Origin of the sequence: Actinoplanes sp. NPDC000266 (assembly GCF_042899005.1) — a bacterium.
GTDB lineage: Bacteria > Actinomycetota > Actinomycetes > Mycobacteriales > Micromonosporaceae > Actinoplanes.
The window spans coordinates 326,703-343,868 of record NZ_JBIAZI010000006.1 but is presented as its reverse complement, the minus strand read 5'-3'; the positions used below and the strand labels follow the sequence as shown (position 1 = coordinate 343,868).

The 17,166-nt window shown below is 68.5% G+C and carries 14 protein-coding genes and 1 pseudogene; 8 read left to right on the top strand and 7 right to left on the bottom strand.

Annotated elements, in window-relative coordinates; all coding sequences use genetic code 11:
• The first annotated feature begins 50 nt into the window (after nt 1-50).
• From ACFY36_RS25845 to ACFY36_RS25835, 3 genes and pseudogenes are all read left to right on the top strand, one after another.
• Nucleotides 51-701: a DUF433 domain-containing protein gene (locus ACFY36_RS25845; protein ID WP_499748508.1), complete on the top strand. Its 651-nt coding sequence runs from the start codon at nt 51-53 to the stop codon at nt 699-701.
• Between the two features lie 40 nt (nt 702-741).
• Entirely contained in the window at nt 742-1,077 is a 336-nt protein-coding gene (locus tag ACFY36_RS25840; protein WP_499748507.1) for a PIN-like domain-containing protein, read from the top strand.
• A gap of 109 nt (nt 1,078-1,186) precedes the next feature.
• A pseudogene (locus ACFY36_RS25835) lies at nt 1,187-1,998 on the top strand (IS5 family transposase).
• A gap of 74 nt (nt 1,999-2,072) precedes the next feature.
• On the opposite strand, the gene ACFY36_RS25830 reads toward ACFY36_RS25835, so the two are convergent.
• Entirely contained in the window at nt 2,073-2,288 is a 216-nt protein-coding gene (locus tag ACFY36_RS25830; RefSeq protein WP_499748506.1) for a hypothetical protein, read from the bottom strand.
• A 64-nt stretch (nt 2,289-2,352) separates the two neighbouring features.
• Here ACFY36_RS25830 and ACFY36_RS25825 point away from each other — a divergent pair, with 64 nt between their 5' ends.
• Nucleotides 2,353-5,031, top strand: a complete 2,679-nt coding sequence (locus ACFY36_RS25825) for an AAA domain-containing protein (RefSeq protein WP_499748505.1) — start codon at nt 2,353-2,355, stop codon at nt 5,029-5,031.
• On the opposite strand, the gene ACFY36_RS25820 is transcribed toward ACFY36_RS25825, so the two are convergent.
• A complete protein-coding gene (locus tag ACFY36_RS25820) occupies nt 4,994-5,494 on the bottom strand; it encodes a metallophosphoesterase family protein (RefSeq protein ID WP_499748504.1) in 501 nt (166 codons plus the stop codon). The genes ACFY36_RS25825 and ACFY36_RS25820 overlap by 38 nt on opposite strands.
• A 277-nt stretch (nt 5,495-5,771) precedes the next feature.
• Between ACFY36_RS25820 and ACFY36_RS25815 the strand changes: the two genes are divergently transcribed.
• The gene (locus tag ACFY36_RS25815; protein ID WP_499748503.1) at nt 5,772-7,949 is read left to right on the top strand and encodes a pectate lyase-like domain-containing protein; all 2,178 of its coding nucleotides are present in this window, start codon (nt 5,772-5,774) and stop codon (nt 7,947-7,949) included.
• Nucleotides 7,950-8,000: 51 nt separating this feature from the next.
• On the opposite strand, the gene ACFY36_RS25810 is transcribed toward ACFY36_RS25815, so the two are convergent.
• The 4 genes from ACFY36_RS25810 to ACFY36_RS25795 are packed head-to-tail and all read right to left on the bottom strand — an operon-like array spanning nt 8,001 to nt 11,532.
• Nucleotides 8,001-9,263, bottom strand: coding sequence for an ATP-binding protein (locus tag ACFY36_RS25810; protein ID WP_499748502.1), 1,263 nt, complete (start codon nt 9,261-9,263; stop codon nt 8,001-8,003).
• A gap of 38 nt (nt 9,264-9,301) precedes the next feature.
• Complete coding sequence (locus tag ACFY36_RS25805) at nt 9,302-9,949, bottom strand: TetR family transcriptional regulator (protein WP_499748501.1); 648 nt, start codon at nt 9,947-9,949, stop codon at nt 9,302-9,304.
• Entirely contained in the window at nt 9,927-10,745 is an 819-nt protein-coding gene (locus tag ACFY36_RS25800; protein WP_499748500.1) for an SDR family NAD(P)-dependent oxidoreductase, read from the bottom strand. Before ACFY36_RS25800 ends, ACFY36_RS25805 begins: the two co-directional genes overlap by 23 nt.
• Nucleotides 10,746-10,791: 46 nt before the next feature.
• A complete protein-coding gene (locus ACFY36_RS25795) occupies nt 10,792-11,532 on the bottom strand; it encodes a substrate-binding domain-containing protein (RefSeq protein ID WP_499748499.1) in 741 nt (246 codons plus the stop codon).
• Between the two features lie 102 nt (nt 11,533-11,634).
• Here ACFY36_RS25795 and ACFY36_RS25790 point away from each other — a divergent pair, with 102 nt between their 5' ends.
• Genes ACFY36_RS25790 through ACFY36_RS25780 form a run of 3 tightly spaced genes read left to right on the top strand, consistent with a single transcriptional unit; the run spans nt 11,635 to nt 14,460 of the window.
• Nucleotides 11,635-12,669, top strand: coding sequence for a sugar ABC transporter substrate-binding protein (locus tag ACFY36_RS25790; protein ID WP_499748498.1), 1,035 nt, complete (start codon nt 11,635-11,637; stop codon nt 12,667-12,669).
• Nucleotide 12,670: 1 nt separating this feature from the next.
• A complete protein-coding gene (locus ACFY36_RS25785; RefSeq protein WP_499748497.1) occupies nt 12,671-13,687 on the top strand; it encodes an ABC transporter permease in 1,017 nt (338 codons plus the stop codon).
• Nucleotides 13,684-14,460: an ATP-binding cassette domain-containing protein gene (locus tag ACFY36_RS25780; RefSeq protein ID WP_499748496.1), complete on the top strand. Its 777-nt coding sequence runs from the start codon at nt 13,684-13,686 to the stop codon at nt 14,458-14,460. Before ACFY36_RS25785 ends, ACFY36_RS25780 begins: the two co-directional genes overlap by 4 nt.
• Before the next feature lie 50 nt (nt 14,461-14,510).
• On the opposite strand, the gene ACFY36_RS25775 is transcribed toward ACFY36_RS25780, so the two are convergent.
• Nucleotides 14,511-16,847: an RICIN domain-containing protein gene (locus ACFY36_RS25775; protein WP_499748495.1), complete on the bottom strand. Its 2,337-nt coding sequence runs from the start codon at nt 16,845-16,847 to the stop codon at nt 14,511-14,513.
• Nucleotides 16,848-17,166: the final 319 nt, after the last annotated feature.

The following is a 17,166-nucleotide window of genomic DNA, read 5'->3' as shown; positions in this document are numbered from 1 at the left end:
CCGTATGGCCCTGTATGACATGCTGAGCGGCGACGAGAGGGGGCCGACCGATGATCGACAAGTTCACGACGCCGCTGCTCACGCCCCTGGAAATGTCCGTTCAGCTGCAGATCCCGGAACGGACTGTGCGCCACTGGCTCAGCCAGAAGGCAGCCGGCCGGCCGCTCGTGCACAGCGTCACTCCGGAACGGCGGGGGTGGCCTTCCGTGCCGTTCGTGGCTCTCGTCGAGGCCTACGTTCTGCGCTCCCTCCGCGCGCTCCATTTGCCGACGCACAAGATCCGCGACGCGGCGGCTGACATCAGGGAGCAGTTCGGCACCGAGTTCGGGCTGGCTACTCGACGCATCGCGACCGACGGTGTCGATATTTTCGTGCACTATCTCGACTCCGACGAAGTAGCGCGAGCCGGCGATCGCCAGATGCCGATCAGAGCGGTCATCGACGACTATCTCAAATACATCGTCTGGGACGAGGACGACGAGTTCCCGAAGCGCCTCACTCTCCGCCGATACGATCCGGCGATCGCCCAAGTCGTCATCGACCCGCGCTTTGCCTGGGGCGCTCCGATCGTGGAACCGGCGAAGGTTCCGGTCGATGCCGTGCTGGGCATGTGGCGGGCAGGGGAGTCCCCGGACGTCGTCGCCGACGAGTATGGTCTGAGCCTTGACCAGGTCAATGCCCTCATCCGAGTCGCAGCCTGAGTTCTTTTCGGACCGCTGCCTGGGTCGAGGCACGTCCCGGTTGCTGCGACAGCAAGGCTGGATCACGCACGACATCACCGATCATTTCGAGAACGATGCGCAAGACGTCGGCGATCCGGAGTGGATGGAGTACGGTCTCAGTCGCGGATGGTCCTTGTTGACGCAAGACAAAAGGATCCGGAACCAGGTCAGCGCCCTCGAACTCCTGGGCGATCATGCCGGGCGGATCTTCTGTCTGAGCAGCGGCAATCTTTTGGTCTCCGACCGCGCCGAGCGTTTCCATTCTCAGCAATCCGCGATCTTCCAGCACGTCGTGGCGGGAGCCGTGGGCTTCTTCGTGGTGTACGACCACGGGGTCGTCAGGCGCTGGCCGTAGCCCTTGCTGACGGAGCCGGGCATAACGCCGGGTGGGTTGCCGTTGGATCGCGCTAGGTCCTGTCTCTTAGATCATCGTGGCGATCATGAGCGTCGATCGTTGAGTGGGTGTGGCGCGTGGTGATCTGACGAACGAGGAATGGGCTGTGCTGGCGCCGTTGCTGCCGGCGCAGCCGGTTCAGGGCCGGAGGTGGCGTGATCACCGTCAGGTGATCAATGCGATCTGCTGGGTCAAGCGCACCGGGTCGCCGTGGCGGGATCTGCCCGAACGCTACGGGCATTGGAAGACCCCATATCAACGGTTCCGGCGGTGGGCCGCCGACGGCACCTGGGCGATGCTGAAGGCGCAGGTCATCACGCTCGCCGAACTCGACGACGACATCACTGGGACGCCCAGATCGACGCCACCGTCGTGCGTACCCATCAGCACGCAGCCGGTGCTGCTAAAAGGGGCTCAGCATCGCTGAAAGGCGGGCACGCGAGAGCATCGGACGGTCCCGGGGTGGGCTGACCGCGAAGATCCACACCCTGGCCGATGGCCGGGGTCGGTCCTTGACCTCGCTGATCACGCCGGGGCAATCAGCCGACACCCGGCAGCTGATCCCGCTGCTGGATCAGGTCCGCGTCGTCACGCCGGGGCCCGGCCGCCCGCGCAAGCGTCCGAACTTGTTAACCGGAGACCGGGCGTACTCGTCACGGGCCAACCGCCAAGCGCTGCGGGACAAAGACATCACCACGACGATCCCGCAGCCCCGTGATCAGATCGCCAACCGGCTGCGCAAAGGCCGTAACGGCGGCCGCCCACCCCGTCTTCGACCCGGACGCCTACAAGCAGCGTAACCAGGTCGAACGCGGCTTCAACCGGCGCAAGCACTGGCGCGGCGTGGCCACCCGCTACGACAAAACGGGCGCTCACTTCTAAGCCACCCTCGACCTCGTCGAAATGCTCGACTGGCTCCGCGCCGTACCCGACAGCCTTGATCTAAGAGACAGAACCTAGCTGCTTCCACCTCCACCGCCGTCTCCGCTTGACGGTGGTGAGTAGTCGCCGGGGTAGCCCATGCCGGGGGTCGAACCGCCCTGTGACGGGTAGTCGGCCTCGCCGGTGTGATGAGTCGGTGAGGGCTGGTCGTGCTGGCGGGAGCGGCGGGCCACGACGAACGCCACCGCGGCCGCGGCCAGGATCAGGACGACGAACAGCGCGTTCCCCATGTCGTGAGTGTGCGGCTCCGGTGCAAGGTGGGATGGCGTGCCGCTGGGCGGTAGCGTCGGCGCGGTGCAAGCGTCCCGAGTTCTTGCTGCCCTGGCCGAGCTGGCGCCGGCCGGTGGTGACCGCGTGCTCGACGTCACGCGGGGTGGGCTGCCGTTCGTGTGGCTGGACGCCGCGCACAAGGCGCCGCGGAAAGCCGAGGTCAACCGGCTGGCCGCGCTCGGCGCCCTGCACAAGGAGGAGCGGCCGCTGCGTGTGGGCTGGGGCTTTCTGGCCGGCAAGGCCGAGGTCGACGGCAAGCTGACGAAGATCCGGGTGCCGTTGCTCAGCCAGCCGGTGCAGCTGGTTCGGGGGATCGTCGGATATACCGTGGCGCCGGCGGGTGACCTGGAGATCACGCCGTTGATCGCGGACCGGGAACTGGCGGCGGCGCTGGAGGCGGCGCCTGGTGTGGGCCAGCCGGGATGGCTGGAGGCCACCGGCACCAAGGCGTGGCTGTGGTCGGCCGCGCGGGCCACCGGGCTGACCGTCGACGCGCTGGCGACGAGCCGGCGAGCGCCGGCCGATCGGGTGGTGCTGATGCCGTCGGCGGCGCTCTACGTGGTGCGGGACGTCTTCGGGGCCGGGCTCGCCGACAGCCTGCGCAGCTGGGCGGGGCGCGACCTGACCGGCACGGCCTTGGCCGCGGTGTACGCCGACGAGCTCGATGACTCGCGTGGGGGCGACGACGAGGCGGTTCTCTCCCCGTTGCCGCTGACGGAGGCGCAGGCCGAGGTGGTGGCGCGGGCGAGGACGGCGCCGATCACCGTGGTGTCGGGGCCGCCGGGGAACGGGAAGAGCCACACGGTGGTGGCGGCGGCGCTGGAAGTGGTGCATCGGGGCGGGTCGGTGCTGGTCGCCACGCAGTCGCCGCACGCGGCCGAGGTGCTGGCCCATCTGCTGGAGCGTTATCCGGGGCCGGTTCCGGTGCTGTTCGGCGACGCGGGCGGGCGGGAGCGGCTCGCGGCGGAACTCGCGGCCGGCGCCGAGCAGGGGATCGGCGAGAAACAGTTGCGGGCGGATGTCACGGCCGTTCGGGAGGCGCTTGATTCCGTACGTCGTCAGCGCTCTCTCATCACCGAAGCGCTGGAGGAGGAGCTTCGCGCGGCCGAACTGCCGAACTGGCAGCCCTTGATCCCGGCATTGGCCGCGGAGGTGCCGGGCGCCTTCGACGGTGAGCGGGACGGGGCACGGAGGGGCGAGGCCGAACGCGTCGCCGGGCGGCTGGCCGGAGGGGCGGTTTCGCGGTGGTGGGCCCGGTTGCGGTTGGGCGCGCGGGGAGACGTACCGGATGAGCGTGTTGTCGAAGCGGTGAAAGCGGCCTCCTCGCGGCAAGCGGCGGCGCGGCTGGCGGCCACGGGCGGCACGGAGCTGGAGTCGCGGTGGGCGGCGCTGCACGCGGCCGAAGCCGAGCTGGCCGAGGCCGTCGGGGTGGCCATGCGTCATGCGGCGCGCGGTGAGAAACGGTGGGACCGCGAGGCTCGGCGGGGCTCGGCGGCCCTGGCCACCGCGCTGCGGGCCGGGCGGAACCGGCGGCGGGAGTTGCTGGCCAAGCTCGACGCGCCGCCGCTGGTGCGGGCGCTGCCGTTGTGGATCGGGACCGTCGCCGACGTGGAGGACCTGCTGCCGGCCGCGCCGGGGATGTTCGACCTGGTGGTGCTGGACGAGGCGTCCCATGTGGACCAGGTGCGGGCGGCGCCGGTGCTGGCCCGGGCCAAGCGGGCGCTGGTCGTCGGTGACCCCCGGCAGCTGCGGTTCGTGTCGTTCGTCAGCGACGTCGACGTGGCCGACGTGCTCGACCGGCACGAGGCGGACGAGCGGCTCGATGTGCGCCGGGTGAGCGCCTTCGACCTGGCCGCGGGCGCGGCGCCGACGACCTGGCTGGAGGAGCATCACCGCAGCACGCCGCATCTGATCGGCTTTTCGGCGCGGCGCTTCTACGGCGACCGGCTCTCGGTGATGACCCGCACCCCGGCGAGCGAGAGCGCCGACGCCATCGATGTCGTACGGGTCGAAGGTGACGAGGTCGGCGCCGTCCTGAAGATCGTCGAGGAGCAGCGGGGCCCGGGCGGCATCGGGGTCATTTCGCCGTTCCGTGCGCAGGCCGAGGCGCTGGAGGCGGCGCTCGTGGAGGCGTACACCGTGGATCAGATCGAAGCTCTGGGTCTGCGGGTCGGCACGGTGCACTCGTTCCAGGGCAGTGAGGCCGAGGTCGTGATCGTGTCGCTCGGCTTGTCGCCGGACGATCCGCCCGGGCGCCGCCGTTTCGTCGCCGACGCGAACCTGTTCAACGTGATGGTGACCCGGGCGCGGCGGCGGCTGATCGTGGTGACCGCCCTGGACCAGGCCGACGGCCTGATCGGGGATTTCTTCGAGTACGCCTCGGCGGCGGCGCCCGCCTCGGCGGACGAGCCGGCGGCGACCGGGTGGGCCGGGGAGTTGGCGGCCGAGTTGGCGCGCCTCGGAGCTGAGGTGCGCCCCGGCTACACGGTCGGCCCGTGGTCGATCGACCTCTGCGTGGGCGACGCCGGCGTCATCTGCGGTCCGCATCCGGACGGCGCTGAGGCCCATCTGGCCCGGCAGCGGGCGCTGCACCGGGCCGGCTGGCGCCTGATCGACGCCTTCGCGAGCCGCTGGTCGGGCGATCCCCGCCGGGCCGCCCTCGAGATCACCGCGGCGGCAGCCGGCGCAGCTCGACCTCGGTGAGCCGGGCGTCGCCGACGGTGGCCGTCATGTAGGTGCAGTAGGGCTGCCTCCGCCGGTCGGTCGGCGAACCCGGGTTGAGCAGCCTCAGGCCCGTACTCGCGGTGGTGTCCCAAGGAATGTGTGAGTGTCCGAAGACGAGCACTTCGACGTCCGGGAACCGTTCCGCGCACCGCTCCTCACGTCCCTTCGACGGCCCGGTCTCATGCACCACCGCGAGGCGGAGGCCGTCCAGATCCGCGTACGCGATCTCCGGAAGCCGGGCCCGCAGACCGGGACCGTCGTTGTTGCCGTAGCAAGCGATCAGCCTTTTCGCGCGACCCTCGAACGCGTCGAGCGCCGCCTCGTCCATCCAGTCGCCCGCGTGCACGACCACGTCCGCCTCGTCGATCGCCGACCACAGCGGGGCGGGCAGGTCGCGGGCGCGCTTGGGCAGGTGGGTGTCGCTCGTGAGCACCAGTCGCATGGAAAGTCAGCGTAGGCGGGAAGCGCTTTCCGAGCCATGATCGGCGGAATTGCCGCTTTTCCCGCAGTGCGGCGGAACCGGTTCCGGGCTCTCTGTTATTCCTACCGGCCGGGTCATCTACCTGCGGTTCTGTTTCGGGGTGGTTCCGGAACCGTGTCGAACTATGGACAACTGTTAATGGCCGTCCTTAGCGTCGTTGCCGGGGGAGCGCTCTCCCCGTACTTCCCTGTCAGGCGCAAGCAGTCCCCCTTGCGTCATCCCCGTCCTAGGAGAAGTAATGATCACATTGCGGAGACGCTCCCCCTGGCGCCTCGCCGCCGCCGGCGGCCTGGTGGCCGTCGTCGTGGCCGGCTACGGCGCCGTGACCGCGGTCGGCGCCAGCGCCGCCGAGACCCTGCTCTCGCAGGGCAGGCCGGCGACCGCGTCCTCGACCGAGGCGGCCGGCGCGTACGCGGCGTCCGAGGCAGTCGACGGCAACACCGGCACCCGGTGGTCGTCGGCCTTCTCCGACCCCCAGTGGCTCCAGGTCGACCTCGGCAGCTCGCAGGCGATCACCCGGGTCGAGCTGAACTGGGAGACGGCGGCGGCCAAGGCGTTCCAGATCCAGGTCTCGGACAACGCCACCACCTGGACCAACGTCTACTCGACGACCACCGCGACCGGCGGCGTCCAGTCGCTGAACGTCAACGGCACCGGCCGCTACGTGCGCATGTACGGCACGCAGCGGACCACCGGATACGGCTACTCCCTCTGGGAGTTCAAGGTCTTCGGCGGGGGTGGCACCACGAACCCCGATCCGATCCCGGGCGGCGGCAGCCTCGGCACGAACGTCGTGGTCTTCGACCCGTCGATGTCGTCGGCCAGCATCCAGGCGCGGGCCGACCAGATCTTCCAGCAGCAGGAGTCGGCGCAGTTCGGCACCGGGCGCTACGTGCTGGCGTTCAAGCCGGGCACCTACAACGGCCTGAACATCCAGGTCGGCTTCTACACGTCGGTGGTCGGCCTCGGCCAGAACCCGCAGGACGTGCGGATCAACGGTGACATCACCGTCGACGCCGGCTGGTTCCAGGGCAACGCCACCCAGAACTTCTGGCGCTCCACCGAGAACGTCTCGGTCTATCCGGTGAACGGCGCCAACCGCTGGGCCGTCTCGCAGGCCGCGCCGTTCCGCCGCATGGACATCCACGGCGACCTGAACCTGGCCCCGAACGGCTACGGCTGGGCGTCCGGCGGCTACATCGCCGACTCGCGGATCAGCGGCTCCGAGGGTCAGTACTCGCAGCAGCAGTGGTTCACCCGCAACAGCCAGATCGGCTCGAACACCAACGCGGTGTGGAACCAGACCTTCGTCGGCGTGCAGGGCGCTCCGGCGGCCAGCTACCCGACCCCGCCGTACACGGTCATCCCGCAGACTCCGGTGATCCGCGAGAAGCCGTACCTCTACCAGAGCGGTTCCGACTACGCGGTCTTCGTCCCGAACCTGCAGAGCAACGCGGCCGGCGCGACGTGGGTCAACGGCAACACCCCCGGCACGTCGATCCCGCTCTCGCAGTTCTACGTGGCCAAGCCCGGCGACACGGCGGCGCGGATCAACCAGGCGCTCGCCCAGGGCCTGAACCTGATCTTCCAGCCCGGCATCTACCACGTCAACGAGACCATCAACGTGACCCGCGCCAACACGGTGGTCCTCGGCCTCGGCTACGCCACGGTCATCCCCGACAACGGCGTCACCGCGATGCAGGTGGCCGATGTGGACGGCGTGAAGATCGCGGGCGTCCTCTTCGACGCCGGAACCACGAACTCGCCGAACCTGCTGGTGGTGGGCCCGACGGGAAGCAGCGCGTCGCACGCCGCGAACCCGACGACGATCCAGGACGTCTTCTTCCGGATCGGCGGCTACATCGCCGGCAAGGCCACGAACAGCCTGCTGGTCAACAGCAACAACGTCATCATCGACCACATCTGGGCGTGGCGCGCCGACCACGGCAACGCGGGAACGTACGGCTGGACGATCAACACCGCCGACAGCGGCCTGATCGTCAACGGCAACAACGTCACGGCGTACGGCCTGTTCGTCGAGCACTACCAGAAGACCGAGGTCCTCTGGAACGGCAACGGCGGCCGCACGTACTTCCTGCAGAACGAGCAGCCGTACGACCCGCCGTCCAACGCCGCGTGGCGCGGCGACGGCGTGCTGGGCTACCCCGCCTACAAGGTCGCGGACGGCGTCCAGAGCCACGAGGCGTGGGCCATGGGCAGCTACGCCTTCTTCAACGTGAACCCGGCCGTCCACTCGGCCAACGGTTTCCAGGCCCCCACCCACGGCGGCGTGAAGTTCCACAACATCTTCACCATCTCGCTGGCCTCCGGCACGATCGACCACGTGGTCAACAACATCGGCGCCCCGGCCCAGGCCAGCAACGTCACCCCCTCGACAGTCACCAACTTCCCCTGATCCCTCTCCCCATCTGAGAACGGCGCCGTGGTCCTGCCGCGGCGCCGTTCCTTATGCGGACGCCGGTGACGCGACCTGCCACAGCGCGCTGACCGGAATGGCGCGAAGCTTGTCGCCGAACGGCAACGTGGACGTGCCGGTGTAGAGGACGACGCCGGCGATGAAGTCGTCGCCGAGGCGGTCGGCCAGCCGGCGCAGACCACGAAAGTCGTCCGACCCGACGGTCGAGGCCGCCTTGACCTCGACCCCGACGACCTGCCCGGATCTGTTCTCCAACACGGCGTCCACTTCGTACCTGTCGCGGTCGCGGTAGTGCGAAAGCTCGGCCCGCTGCTTCGACCACGTGAGTTGCCGGGCCAGCTCGGACAGGACGAAGGACTCGAGCAGCGGCCCGAACGGCGCACCCGGCCGCAGGAGCGCGCGGGCGTCGACGGCTACCTCGTTCGCCGCGATGCCGGAGTCGACGAAAATCATCTTGGGCGCGGCCGTGGCGCGCGTGCCGAGATTGCGTGACCACGCCGGGATGCGCTTGACGAGGAAGATCTCCTCCAGCGCTTGCAGGTACCGCGCGATCGTCGGCCGGCTCAGCCCCAGCCCGGACTCGAGTGAGCCGGCCGTGATGATGGTCGCGGTCCTGGCGGCGAGCAGACGTACCAGCTTGCGCAGCTCGCCTTTGTGCTGGATGTCGGACAGTTGCAGGACGTCGCGGTCGATGAGCGCCTGGACATAGCCGTCGAAGAACCGTTGACGGCGCCGGGCGTCGTCGCGGCCGGTCGCCTCAGGGAGCCCTCCACGCACGATCCTGGCCGTGTAGTCGGCGCGCATCACCGCCGACTCGTGCCGTAGCCGTGGCCCGAACTCGAAGATCGCATCGATGAAGCCGTCCGGCTCGCTGTCGATCTCGCCTTGCGAGAAAGGCCAGAGCTCGACGGTTTCCATCCTCCCGGGCAGCGCGTCGGGCGCCGCAACCATCCCGAACAGCCGGGAGGAACCGGTGAGCAGATAGCGGCCCGGGCGGGGATCCTCGTCGATGGACGCCTTGATCGCGAGCAACAGATCGGGAACGCGTTGAATCTCGTCGATGACCAGCAGGTCGGGAGAGTCGACGAAGCCGACGGGGTCGGCACTCGCTGCCGCCCGATCCTGTGCCCGGTCAAGATCACGGCGCTCGGCCAAACGATCACCGGCGACGACGCGGACGAGCGTGCTCTTGCCGGCCTGCCGAGCTCCGCTGATCAGCACAACCCTGGTGTCCGCAAGTGCCTCGCCGACCTGCGCTGCGGCGTGACGCGGGATCAGTTGGCGTGTGGTCACACCCCATACTATCTGCGGTTCTTTCGATACGCGAGGGGTTACGCTTTCGTTCTGCGAGGCGCTGCGTGTTCGGTCTGCGAGGGTGTCGGTGTTCGATCTGCCGAGTGCGCGATGGGGCGGCCGGCGGCTAGGGGGAAGCCCGACTCCAGGTAGGCCAAAGCGCGGTCGAGGGTGTCGCCGGTGGGTGGGGCGAGCAACAGGGCGGCGTGCAGGGTGCCGGTGAGGGCGCCCAGGAAGATGCGGGCCTCGAAATCGGCCGGTGGACGGCCGGTGCGGTTGATCAAGGCTTGGGCCAGGGCGCTGATCACGCGGTCGAGTTCGTCCGCCTGGGCTTGACGCAGGGCCGGGACCTCGGCGATCAGCGTGCGGCGCTGGGCTTCCGACTGGCGTTCGGTGCGGGCGAGGCCGGTGCGTACGGCCTGGAGGAATGCAGTCAGCAATGGCAGCTCGGCGGGCTGCTCGGCCAGGGCGGCCAACATGGTCTCTTCCAGGTCGTCGGCCAGGACGAGACGTTCCTTGGCGGGGAAGTAGCGGAAGAACGTGCTCGGTGAGACGTCGGCGGCGGCCGCTATCTGTTCGGTGGTCGTGGCGGCGTACCCCTGCTCGGTGAAGAGCCGCATGGCCTGGGCGCGGATCTCGGCGCGGATGCGGGCCTTCTTGCGTTCACGCAGTCCTGGCTCGGGCACTCTCGATGATCTCCTCGGTCGTCTCCCACAGCCGGCGTTCCAGGGCGGCGTCGCCCGCCGGGACGACCGGGATGATCGGTTTTCCGGTGCGTGCCGAGAAGTATCCCCCGGTCACGGTGGCCAGGGCCGGATCGGTGGCCAGGCGCACGATGCCGCCCGCGCCGCGGCGAGGGTCGCCGACGTGCAGGGTTTTCAAGAGCTTCTCCAGTACGGCGGCGCCCGGGAGCTCCCGGCCCAGGCCGGTGGTGTTGAAGCCGGGGTCGAGCGCGTTGGCGGTGGCGCCGGTCCGCCGGGCCAGCTCGTTGCTGAACATGATGTCGAGCAATTTGGTACGCCCGTAGACCGCGGACGATCCGCGCCGCGTGAACGGCGCCGTGTCGGTCAGAGCCTCAGGTAAGGAGAACGTCCCGTGATGGCGGGACGCCTCCGACGCCACCGTGACGATCCGCTCGGGCGAGGTCGGCAGCAGCTCGCGGGTGAGCAGCCACGGTGCCAGGTAGTTGACCGTGACCATCTCGGGCAGCCCCGCGGCCGTGGTCCGCGCCGTGAATGCGTGCAGCCCGGCGTTGTTGATCAGCACATCGATCTTCGGATGCCGCCCCCGGATCGTGGCCGCCGCCCGGCCCACCTGATCGAGGTCGCCCAGATCAGCGGCCACCACATCGATGACGCCGGGGAGGGCGGCCGTCCGCTCGGGGTCGCGGACGACGAGCACGAGGTCGTGTCCCTGGGCGGCGAGCTCGCGCGCGGCGATCGCGCCGAGGCCGCGGGTGGCGCCGGTCAGCACAACTTTCATATTTTGACAGTACTGCCAAAAAATAGTGCTGTCACATTCTGCCCGATCAGATCTCGCCCGAGCCTCGCGGGATGAGGGTGGTCGGGATGCGGATCTCGCGCGGTGGGCCGGTGTGGCCCTCGATGCGCTCGAAGAGGGCCGTCGCGGCCGTGCGGCCCATGCGGGCCGGGTCCTGGGCGACGACCGTGACGGCCGGGTCGAGGAGGTCGGCCATGGGGAAGTCGTCGAAGCCGACCAGGGCGACCGATCGATGACGCTCGAGCCGGCGCAGGGCTCGTACGGCGCCCATGGTCAGCGTGTGGCCGGCCGTGAAGATGGCCGTGGGCGGCCGGGGGCCGCGCATCAGGGTGACCACGGCCCGTTCGGCCGCGGCCGGATCGTGCAGATCGTGCACGACGGGGCCGGGACGGCCGCCCAGGGCGCGCAGGTAACCCCGGTAGCGGTCGCGTGACGTGGCCCTGGTCTCGCTGTCGCCGAGGAAGGCGATGTGGCGGTGGCCCTGGGCGATCAGGTGGCGGACCGCGGAGGCGGCGCCGGAGACATTTGTCGAGACGACGGTGTCCACGGAAGCGTCGTCGGCCTCGACGACCACTGTCGGCATGCCGGTCGCGACGCCGGCGGCGGACGTGAGGATGAGGCCGTCGAAGGACTTGGTGAGGGAATCGTGTGGTTTTCCGGTCAGGACGAGGGCGTTGTGGGCCCGGGCTTCCTCCTCGATGGCCCGGTGCAGGGCGGCGGAGAAGGGGTTGGAGACATCTTCGAAGAAGACGCCGATGGTCCCGGTCATATGGACCTCCGTCGATGTCGATCACTGTTCGCAACGCATCGTTGACATGTAGTCAACCTCGGCGTCTACTGCGGAAGCAACTGCTAAATCGGTGGAGGAGGCATGTCTCGAAGACGAAGGATGGTGGCCGCAGGCTGCGTGATGACGCTGATGCTCGCTCCCACGGCCGCGTGCAACAGAGGGTCCGGCGAGGATGTCGTCGGGCTGATCACCAAGACCGACACGAACCCGTTCTTCGTGCAGATGAAAAAGGGCGCGGAGGCGGCCGCCGAGGAGCAGAACCTCGAGCTCCAGAGCTTCGCCGGCAAGCAGGACGGCGACAACGAGGCTCAGGTGCAGGCCATCGAGAACCTGATGTCCTTCGGGGCCAAGGGTTTTCTCATCACCCCGAACGACTCCAAGGCGATCGTGCCGTCGATCGACAAGGCGCACGAGCAGGACATGCTGGTGATCGCGCTGGACACCCCGGTCGATCCGCCGAACGCGGCCGACGCCACCTTCGCCACCGACAACTACCAGGCCGGCAAGCTGATCGGGCAGTGGGCCAAGGAGAAGTTCGCGAAGGACGGCAAAGAGGCGAAGATCGCCATGCTGGATCTCAACGCCAACCAGGTATCCGTCGACGTCAAGCGTGACCAGGGGTTCCTCGACGGCTTCGGCATCGAGATCGGCGATCCCAACCGGATCGGCGACGAGAACGATCCCCGCATCGCCGGGCACGACGTCACCGACGGGGCCGAGGACGGCGGCCGTACGGCCATGGAGAACCTGCTCCAGAAGGACCCCTCGATCAACCTGGTCTACACGATCAACGAGCCCGCCGCGGCCGGCGCCTATCAGGCGCTCAAGTCGGCCGGGCGCGACAAGGACACCGTCATCGTCTCGATCGACGGTGGCTGCCCCGGCGTGGACAACGTCTCCAAGGGAGTCATCGGCGCCACGAGCATGCAGTTCCCGCTCAAGATGGCGCAGATGGGCGTCGACGCCATCGCGGCGTACGCCAAGGACGGCACCAAGCCGCAGGCCACACCCGGCAAGGACTTCTACGACACCGGGACCGAACTGATCACCGACGACCCGCAGGCCGGCGTGGAGTCCAAGGACTCGGCGTGGGGCAAGCAGAACTGCTGGGGTTGATATGGCGACAACTGCCACTGCCGACTTCGACGTACGCAAGAACGACTCGCTCGGCCTGCGCGTCCAGCACCTCCTGCACGCCAACCCGGTGCTCGGTCCGCTCGCCGTGCTCGTCGTCGCGATCATCGCCTTCTCGATCGTCAACGGCCGCTTCCTCACGGCGACCAACCTGTCGCTGGTCCTTCAGCAGGTCACGGTCATCGCCGTGCTCGCACTCGGGCAGACGCTGATCATCCTGACCGCCGGCATCGACCTGTCGGCCGGCGCCATCGCGGTCTTCTCGTCGATCCTGATGGCCACCTTCTGCGTCGACGCCGGCATGCCCGGCATCATCGCGCTGCTGCTCGGGTTCGCCTGCGGCACCGCGATGGGCGCGATAAACGGCTTCCTCGTCACCCGGATCAAACTGCCGCCGTTCATCGTCACGCTCGGCACGCTGACCATTTTCTTCTCGCTCAACGCGGTGGTCAGCAACAGCGAGACGGTGCGCGGCACCGACATGCCGTCGCTCATGACGTGGACCGGCAACTCGATCCCGATCGGCAACTTCCGGCTGACGTACGGGTCGATCATCATGCTCCTGCTGTTCGCGTACTTCTTCTACGCGCTCTCCAGGACCGCTTGGGGCAAGCACGTGTACGCCACGGGCGACGACGCGGAAGCGGCCAGGCTCGCCGGCATCCAGACGGGCCGGGTGTTGTTCTCGGTCTACACGGTCGCCGGCCTGCTGTACGCGATCGGCGGCTGGATCCTGATCGGCCGGCTCGCCTCGGCCAGCCCCAACGTGGGCGTCGAGTACAACCTCGACTCGATCACCGCTGTCGTGCTCGGCGGCACCAGCCTGTTCGGCGGGCGCGGCAGCGTGATCGGCACGCTGATCGGCGCGCTCATCGTCGGCGTGTTCCGCAACGGCCTCCAGCTCGGCGGCGTCGAGGTCGTCTGGCAGGGCTTCGCGATCGGCCTGCTGGTGCTCGTCGCGGTCTCCCTCGACCAGTGGATCAGGAAGGTGAAGACATGACCGACACCCCTGTTCTTCAGGCGAAGGGCCTGGTCAAGCGGTACGGGCGGGTCGTCGCGATCAACGGCAGCGATCTCGAGCTCTATCCCGGCGAGATCCTCGCGGTCATCGGCGACAACGGCGCCGGCAAGTCGAGCCTGATCAAGGCGCTCTCCGGCGCGCTGGTGCCGGACGAGGGGCAGATCTTCCTCGACGGAAAGAGGGTCCAATTTCGTACGCCCATGGACGCTCGCACCGCCGGTATCGAAACCGTCTATCAGACTCTCGCCGTCGCGCCCGGCCTGGACATCGCCGACAACCTGTTCCTGGGCCGCGAGGAGCGGCGCCCCGGGCCGCTCGGCTCGGTGTTCCGCATGCTCGACCGCAAGCACATGAGGTCCGAGGCGAAAAGGCACATGTCGGAGCTGGGCGTGGCCACGCTGCAGAACATCGGGCAGGCGGTCGAGTCGCTCTCCGGTGGTCAGCGACAGGCGGTGGCGGTGGCCCGGTCGGCCGCCTTCGGCAGCAAGGTGGTGATTTTGGACGAGCCGACCGCGGCCCTCGGCGTGAAGGAGGGCAACCGGGTCCTGCAACTGATCCGTGACGTACGGGACCGGGGTCTTCCGGTGATTCTCATCAGCCACAACATGCCGCACGTCTTCGAGGTGGCCGACCGCATCCACATTCAGCGGCTCGGCCGCCGGGCGACGGTGATCACCCCGAAGTCGCATTCGATGTCGGAGGCCGTCGCGATCATGACGGGAGCGGCGGAACCGCCACCGCAAGCCGCTTGACGATGGTGAATGGCCGGTCGCCGTGGCGACCGGCCATTTCTTATTTTACTTTACTTCCACTTGTGGTTGTTGCCGGTGCCGCACGTCCAGATGTCGAGCTTCACGCCATCCGCCTGGTTGCTGTTCGGGATGTCGAGGCACTTTCCGGAGTTCGGATTGCGAATGGTTCCGTCGCTGTAGAAAAGCCATTTCTGGGCCACGCCGTTGTTGCAGGTCCACATCTGAACCTTGGTGCCGTTGGCCGTACCGCTGTGGTCGACGTCGACGCACAGGTTGTTGAAGCTGATGAAGCTGTCCTTGAACATGAACTTCTGGTTGTTGCTGCCGTTGCAGGGCCGGATCTCCAGCTGCACGCCCTGGGTGAAGCTCGGCGCGTTGACGCACTTGCCGTGCAGGACGCTGGTGATCGCCCGGTCCCACAGGCCGCTCGACCAGATGGCCGCGCCGGTGTCGTTGCGGTAGAGGACCAGGTTGCCGTCGTTCTGCAGTTTCAGCGTGCTGGGGCCCTGGCCGTACGTCTTGGACGACCAGATCGCCGCGCCGGCCGCCGTGTAGAGCACCAGGTTGCCGTCGCGCTGGTTGACGAAGCGGGTGCCGGTGGTGGTGGCGGTCGACCACACCGGTCCGGTGCCCTTCGAGATGACGACGTTGCCGTCACCCTGCAGGCGCAGCGTGTGCCCGAAGGTCGAGTGCAGGAACTTGGCCTCGGACAGCTCGGCGCCGGTCACCAGCTTGGTGTTGACCGGGGTCCACTGCTGGTTGGTGCCGTTGTTCACGTCGTACGTGATCGTGGCCGCGCCGGCGACCTTGCTGGCGTTCAGGACGGTGACCGCCTTGTTGGTCAGCTCGTTGACCCAGACGTAGTTGTCGCCCTGCTTGCTGTAGTAGAAGGTCTGGTCGGTGCCGCCGTCACACCTGCGGATCACGAAGTTGACGCCGTTGGCGCCACCACCGCCGGTCTTGTCGGCCAGGCTCACACACTTGCTGCGGTCCCAGGCGTTGATGATCCGGTACTGCCCGCCGGTGTTGTAGACGCGCATGCCGATCCAGCGGTACTTCTCGTTGTCGTACGAGCAGGTGGTCTGCACCAGCTGCTTGCCGTCGGTGACGCTCTCGGCGTCGGCGGCCAGGCACAGACCGGAGTTGACGTTGGTCCACTGCCACTGCTTGCCGCTGGGCCGGTTGGCGGCGTCCGGCGCCACCCTGTACTGCCCGACGCGGATGAAGTCCGACACCGCGAGGGCGTCGCCCCAGAGGGCGTGGACGGCGGCGGTGACGATGTTGTCGTTGCCGTCGGCCGCGGCCTTGGTCCGGATGCTCTGCACGGCGGCGCGGTCGGCCGCCTCGCGCTCGGCCAGCTCGCGGACCAGGTCGCGCCGGTCGGCCTCGCGCATGCCGGTGTCGATGAACGCGCGCCAGACGGCCGGGTCGCTGCTGCGCAGGGCCCGCTCGGCGGCGGCGCGGATCTCGATGCGGTTCTCGTCGGTGTCGACGAGCTCCCAGATCCAGCGGACGAAGTTGTCGTCGGTCATGGCCAGCTTGCCCGGGTCGGCCACGATGCCGAGGATGGCCGCGGCGGCCTTCATGGAACCCTCGCGGGCCAGCCGGGCCTGCTCGGCCGCGCCGGCGTCCTCGGCCGCCTTGATCGCGTCCTGGAGGTCCTGCTCGGCCGCGGCCATGACGCCGGTGGCCAGGAATTCGTGCTGCTGGGCGGCGGTGCCGTTGATGACGGCCACGGCGGCCGCCTTGACCCGGGCGCCGGCCGCCTTGGTCCAGATCTCGATGACCACGTCGCGCTCGGAGAGCGTCAGCATGCGGCCGTCGGTGTCGAGGACCAGGCCGGCCGCCGCGTACGCGGCGCGCTTGAGGTCGCGTGCCTCGCGGGCGGCGGCCTCGTCGCTGATCTTCTTGGCGTCGTCGGCCAGCTTGGCGTCGAAGATGCCCTTGAGGATGAACTCCTTGCAGACCTCGTCGACGGTGGCGTTGTCGGCGCCCAGCGCGAGCTCGGCCGCCACCTGGATCAGCGGGAAGCGCTCCGAGTTCTGCCAGATCTTGAAGACGAAGTTGCGGTCGGTCTGGCTGAGCCACTCGCTGTCGGCCTCGATGCCGATCTCGTTGGCGGCCCGGACCTTCTCCTCCTCGCTGGTCGGCAGGCCGTCGTCGACGGCGAGTGCCTCGGCCGCCTTCGCGGTCATCGGCACCGCGTCGGCCGCCTTGATCGAGGCGGGCGCCTTGGTCTTCGCGCCGGCGGCCGGCTTCGGCGCGGCCGAGGAGGGCGTCACGGGCGTCGGTGCGGGGGCGGCGAGGGCCGGCCCGGCGAGGAGTGTCGTCAGGGTGGCGGTCACGGTCACGGTGAGCAGTCCACGTAGGACACGTGGATGCCTCATGGCTGTATTCAATTCAATCCCCGTTGTAGTGCCAGATGTGCCCGCGCCATTCGGCGGCCGGGCACGCGGCGACCCGCCTAGGGTGTCGCCGGTTTTCCCCCGCGTCCTGGCGCGGGTTGACGAACCGTAGCGATACGAATACACGATCGTCAAGGTCTGAACACGGTTTTTCAGAGATCCACGTCGATGAGGTGATCACCTTTGGAGCGGGGTGGCGGCGATCGATGGGTGCGTGCTAGAAACCTGGCGGATTCGGTGAACGTCGATCTCTGAGCATTATGGCCTTATCTATTTGCCCAGGGCGCCGGAACCGTAATTT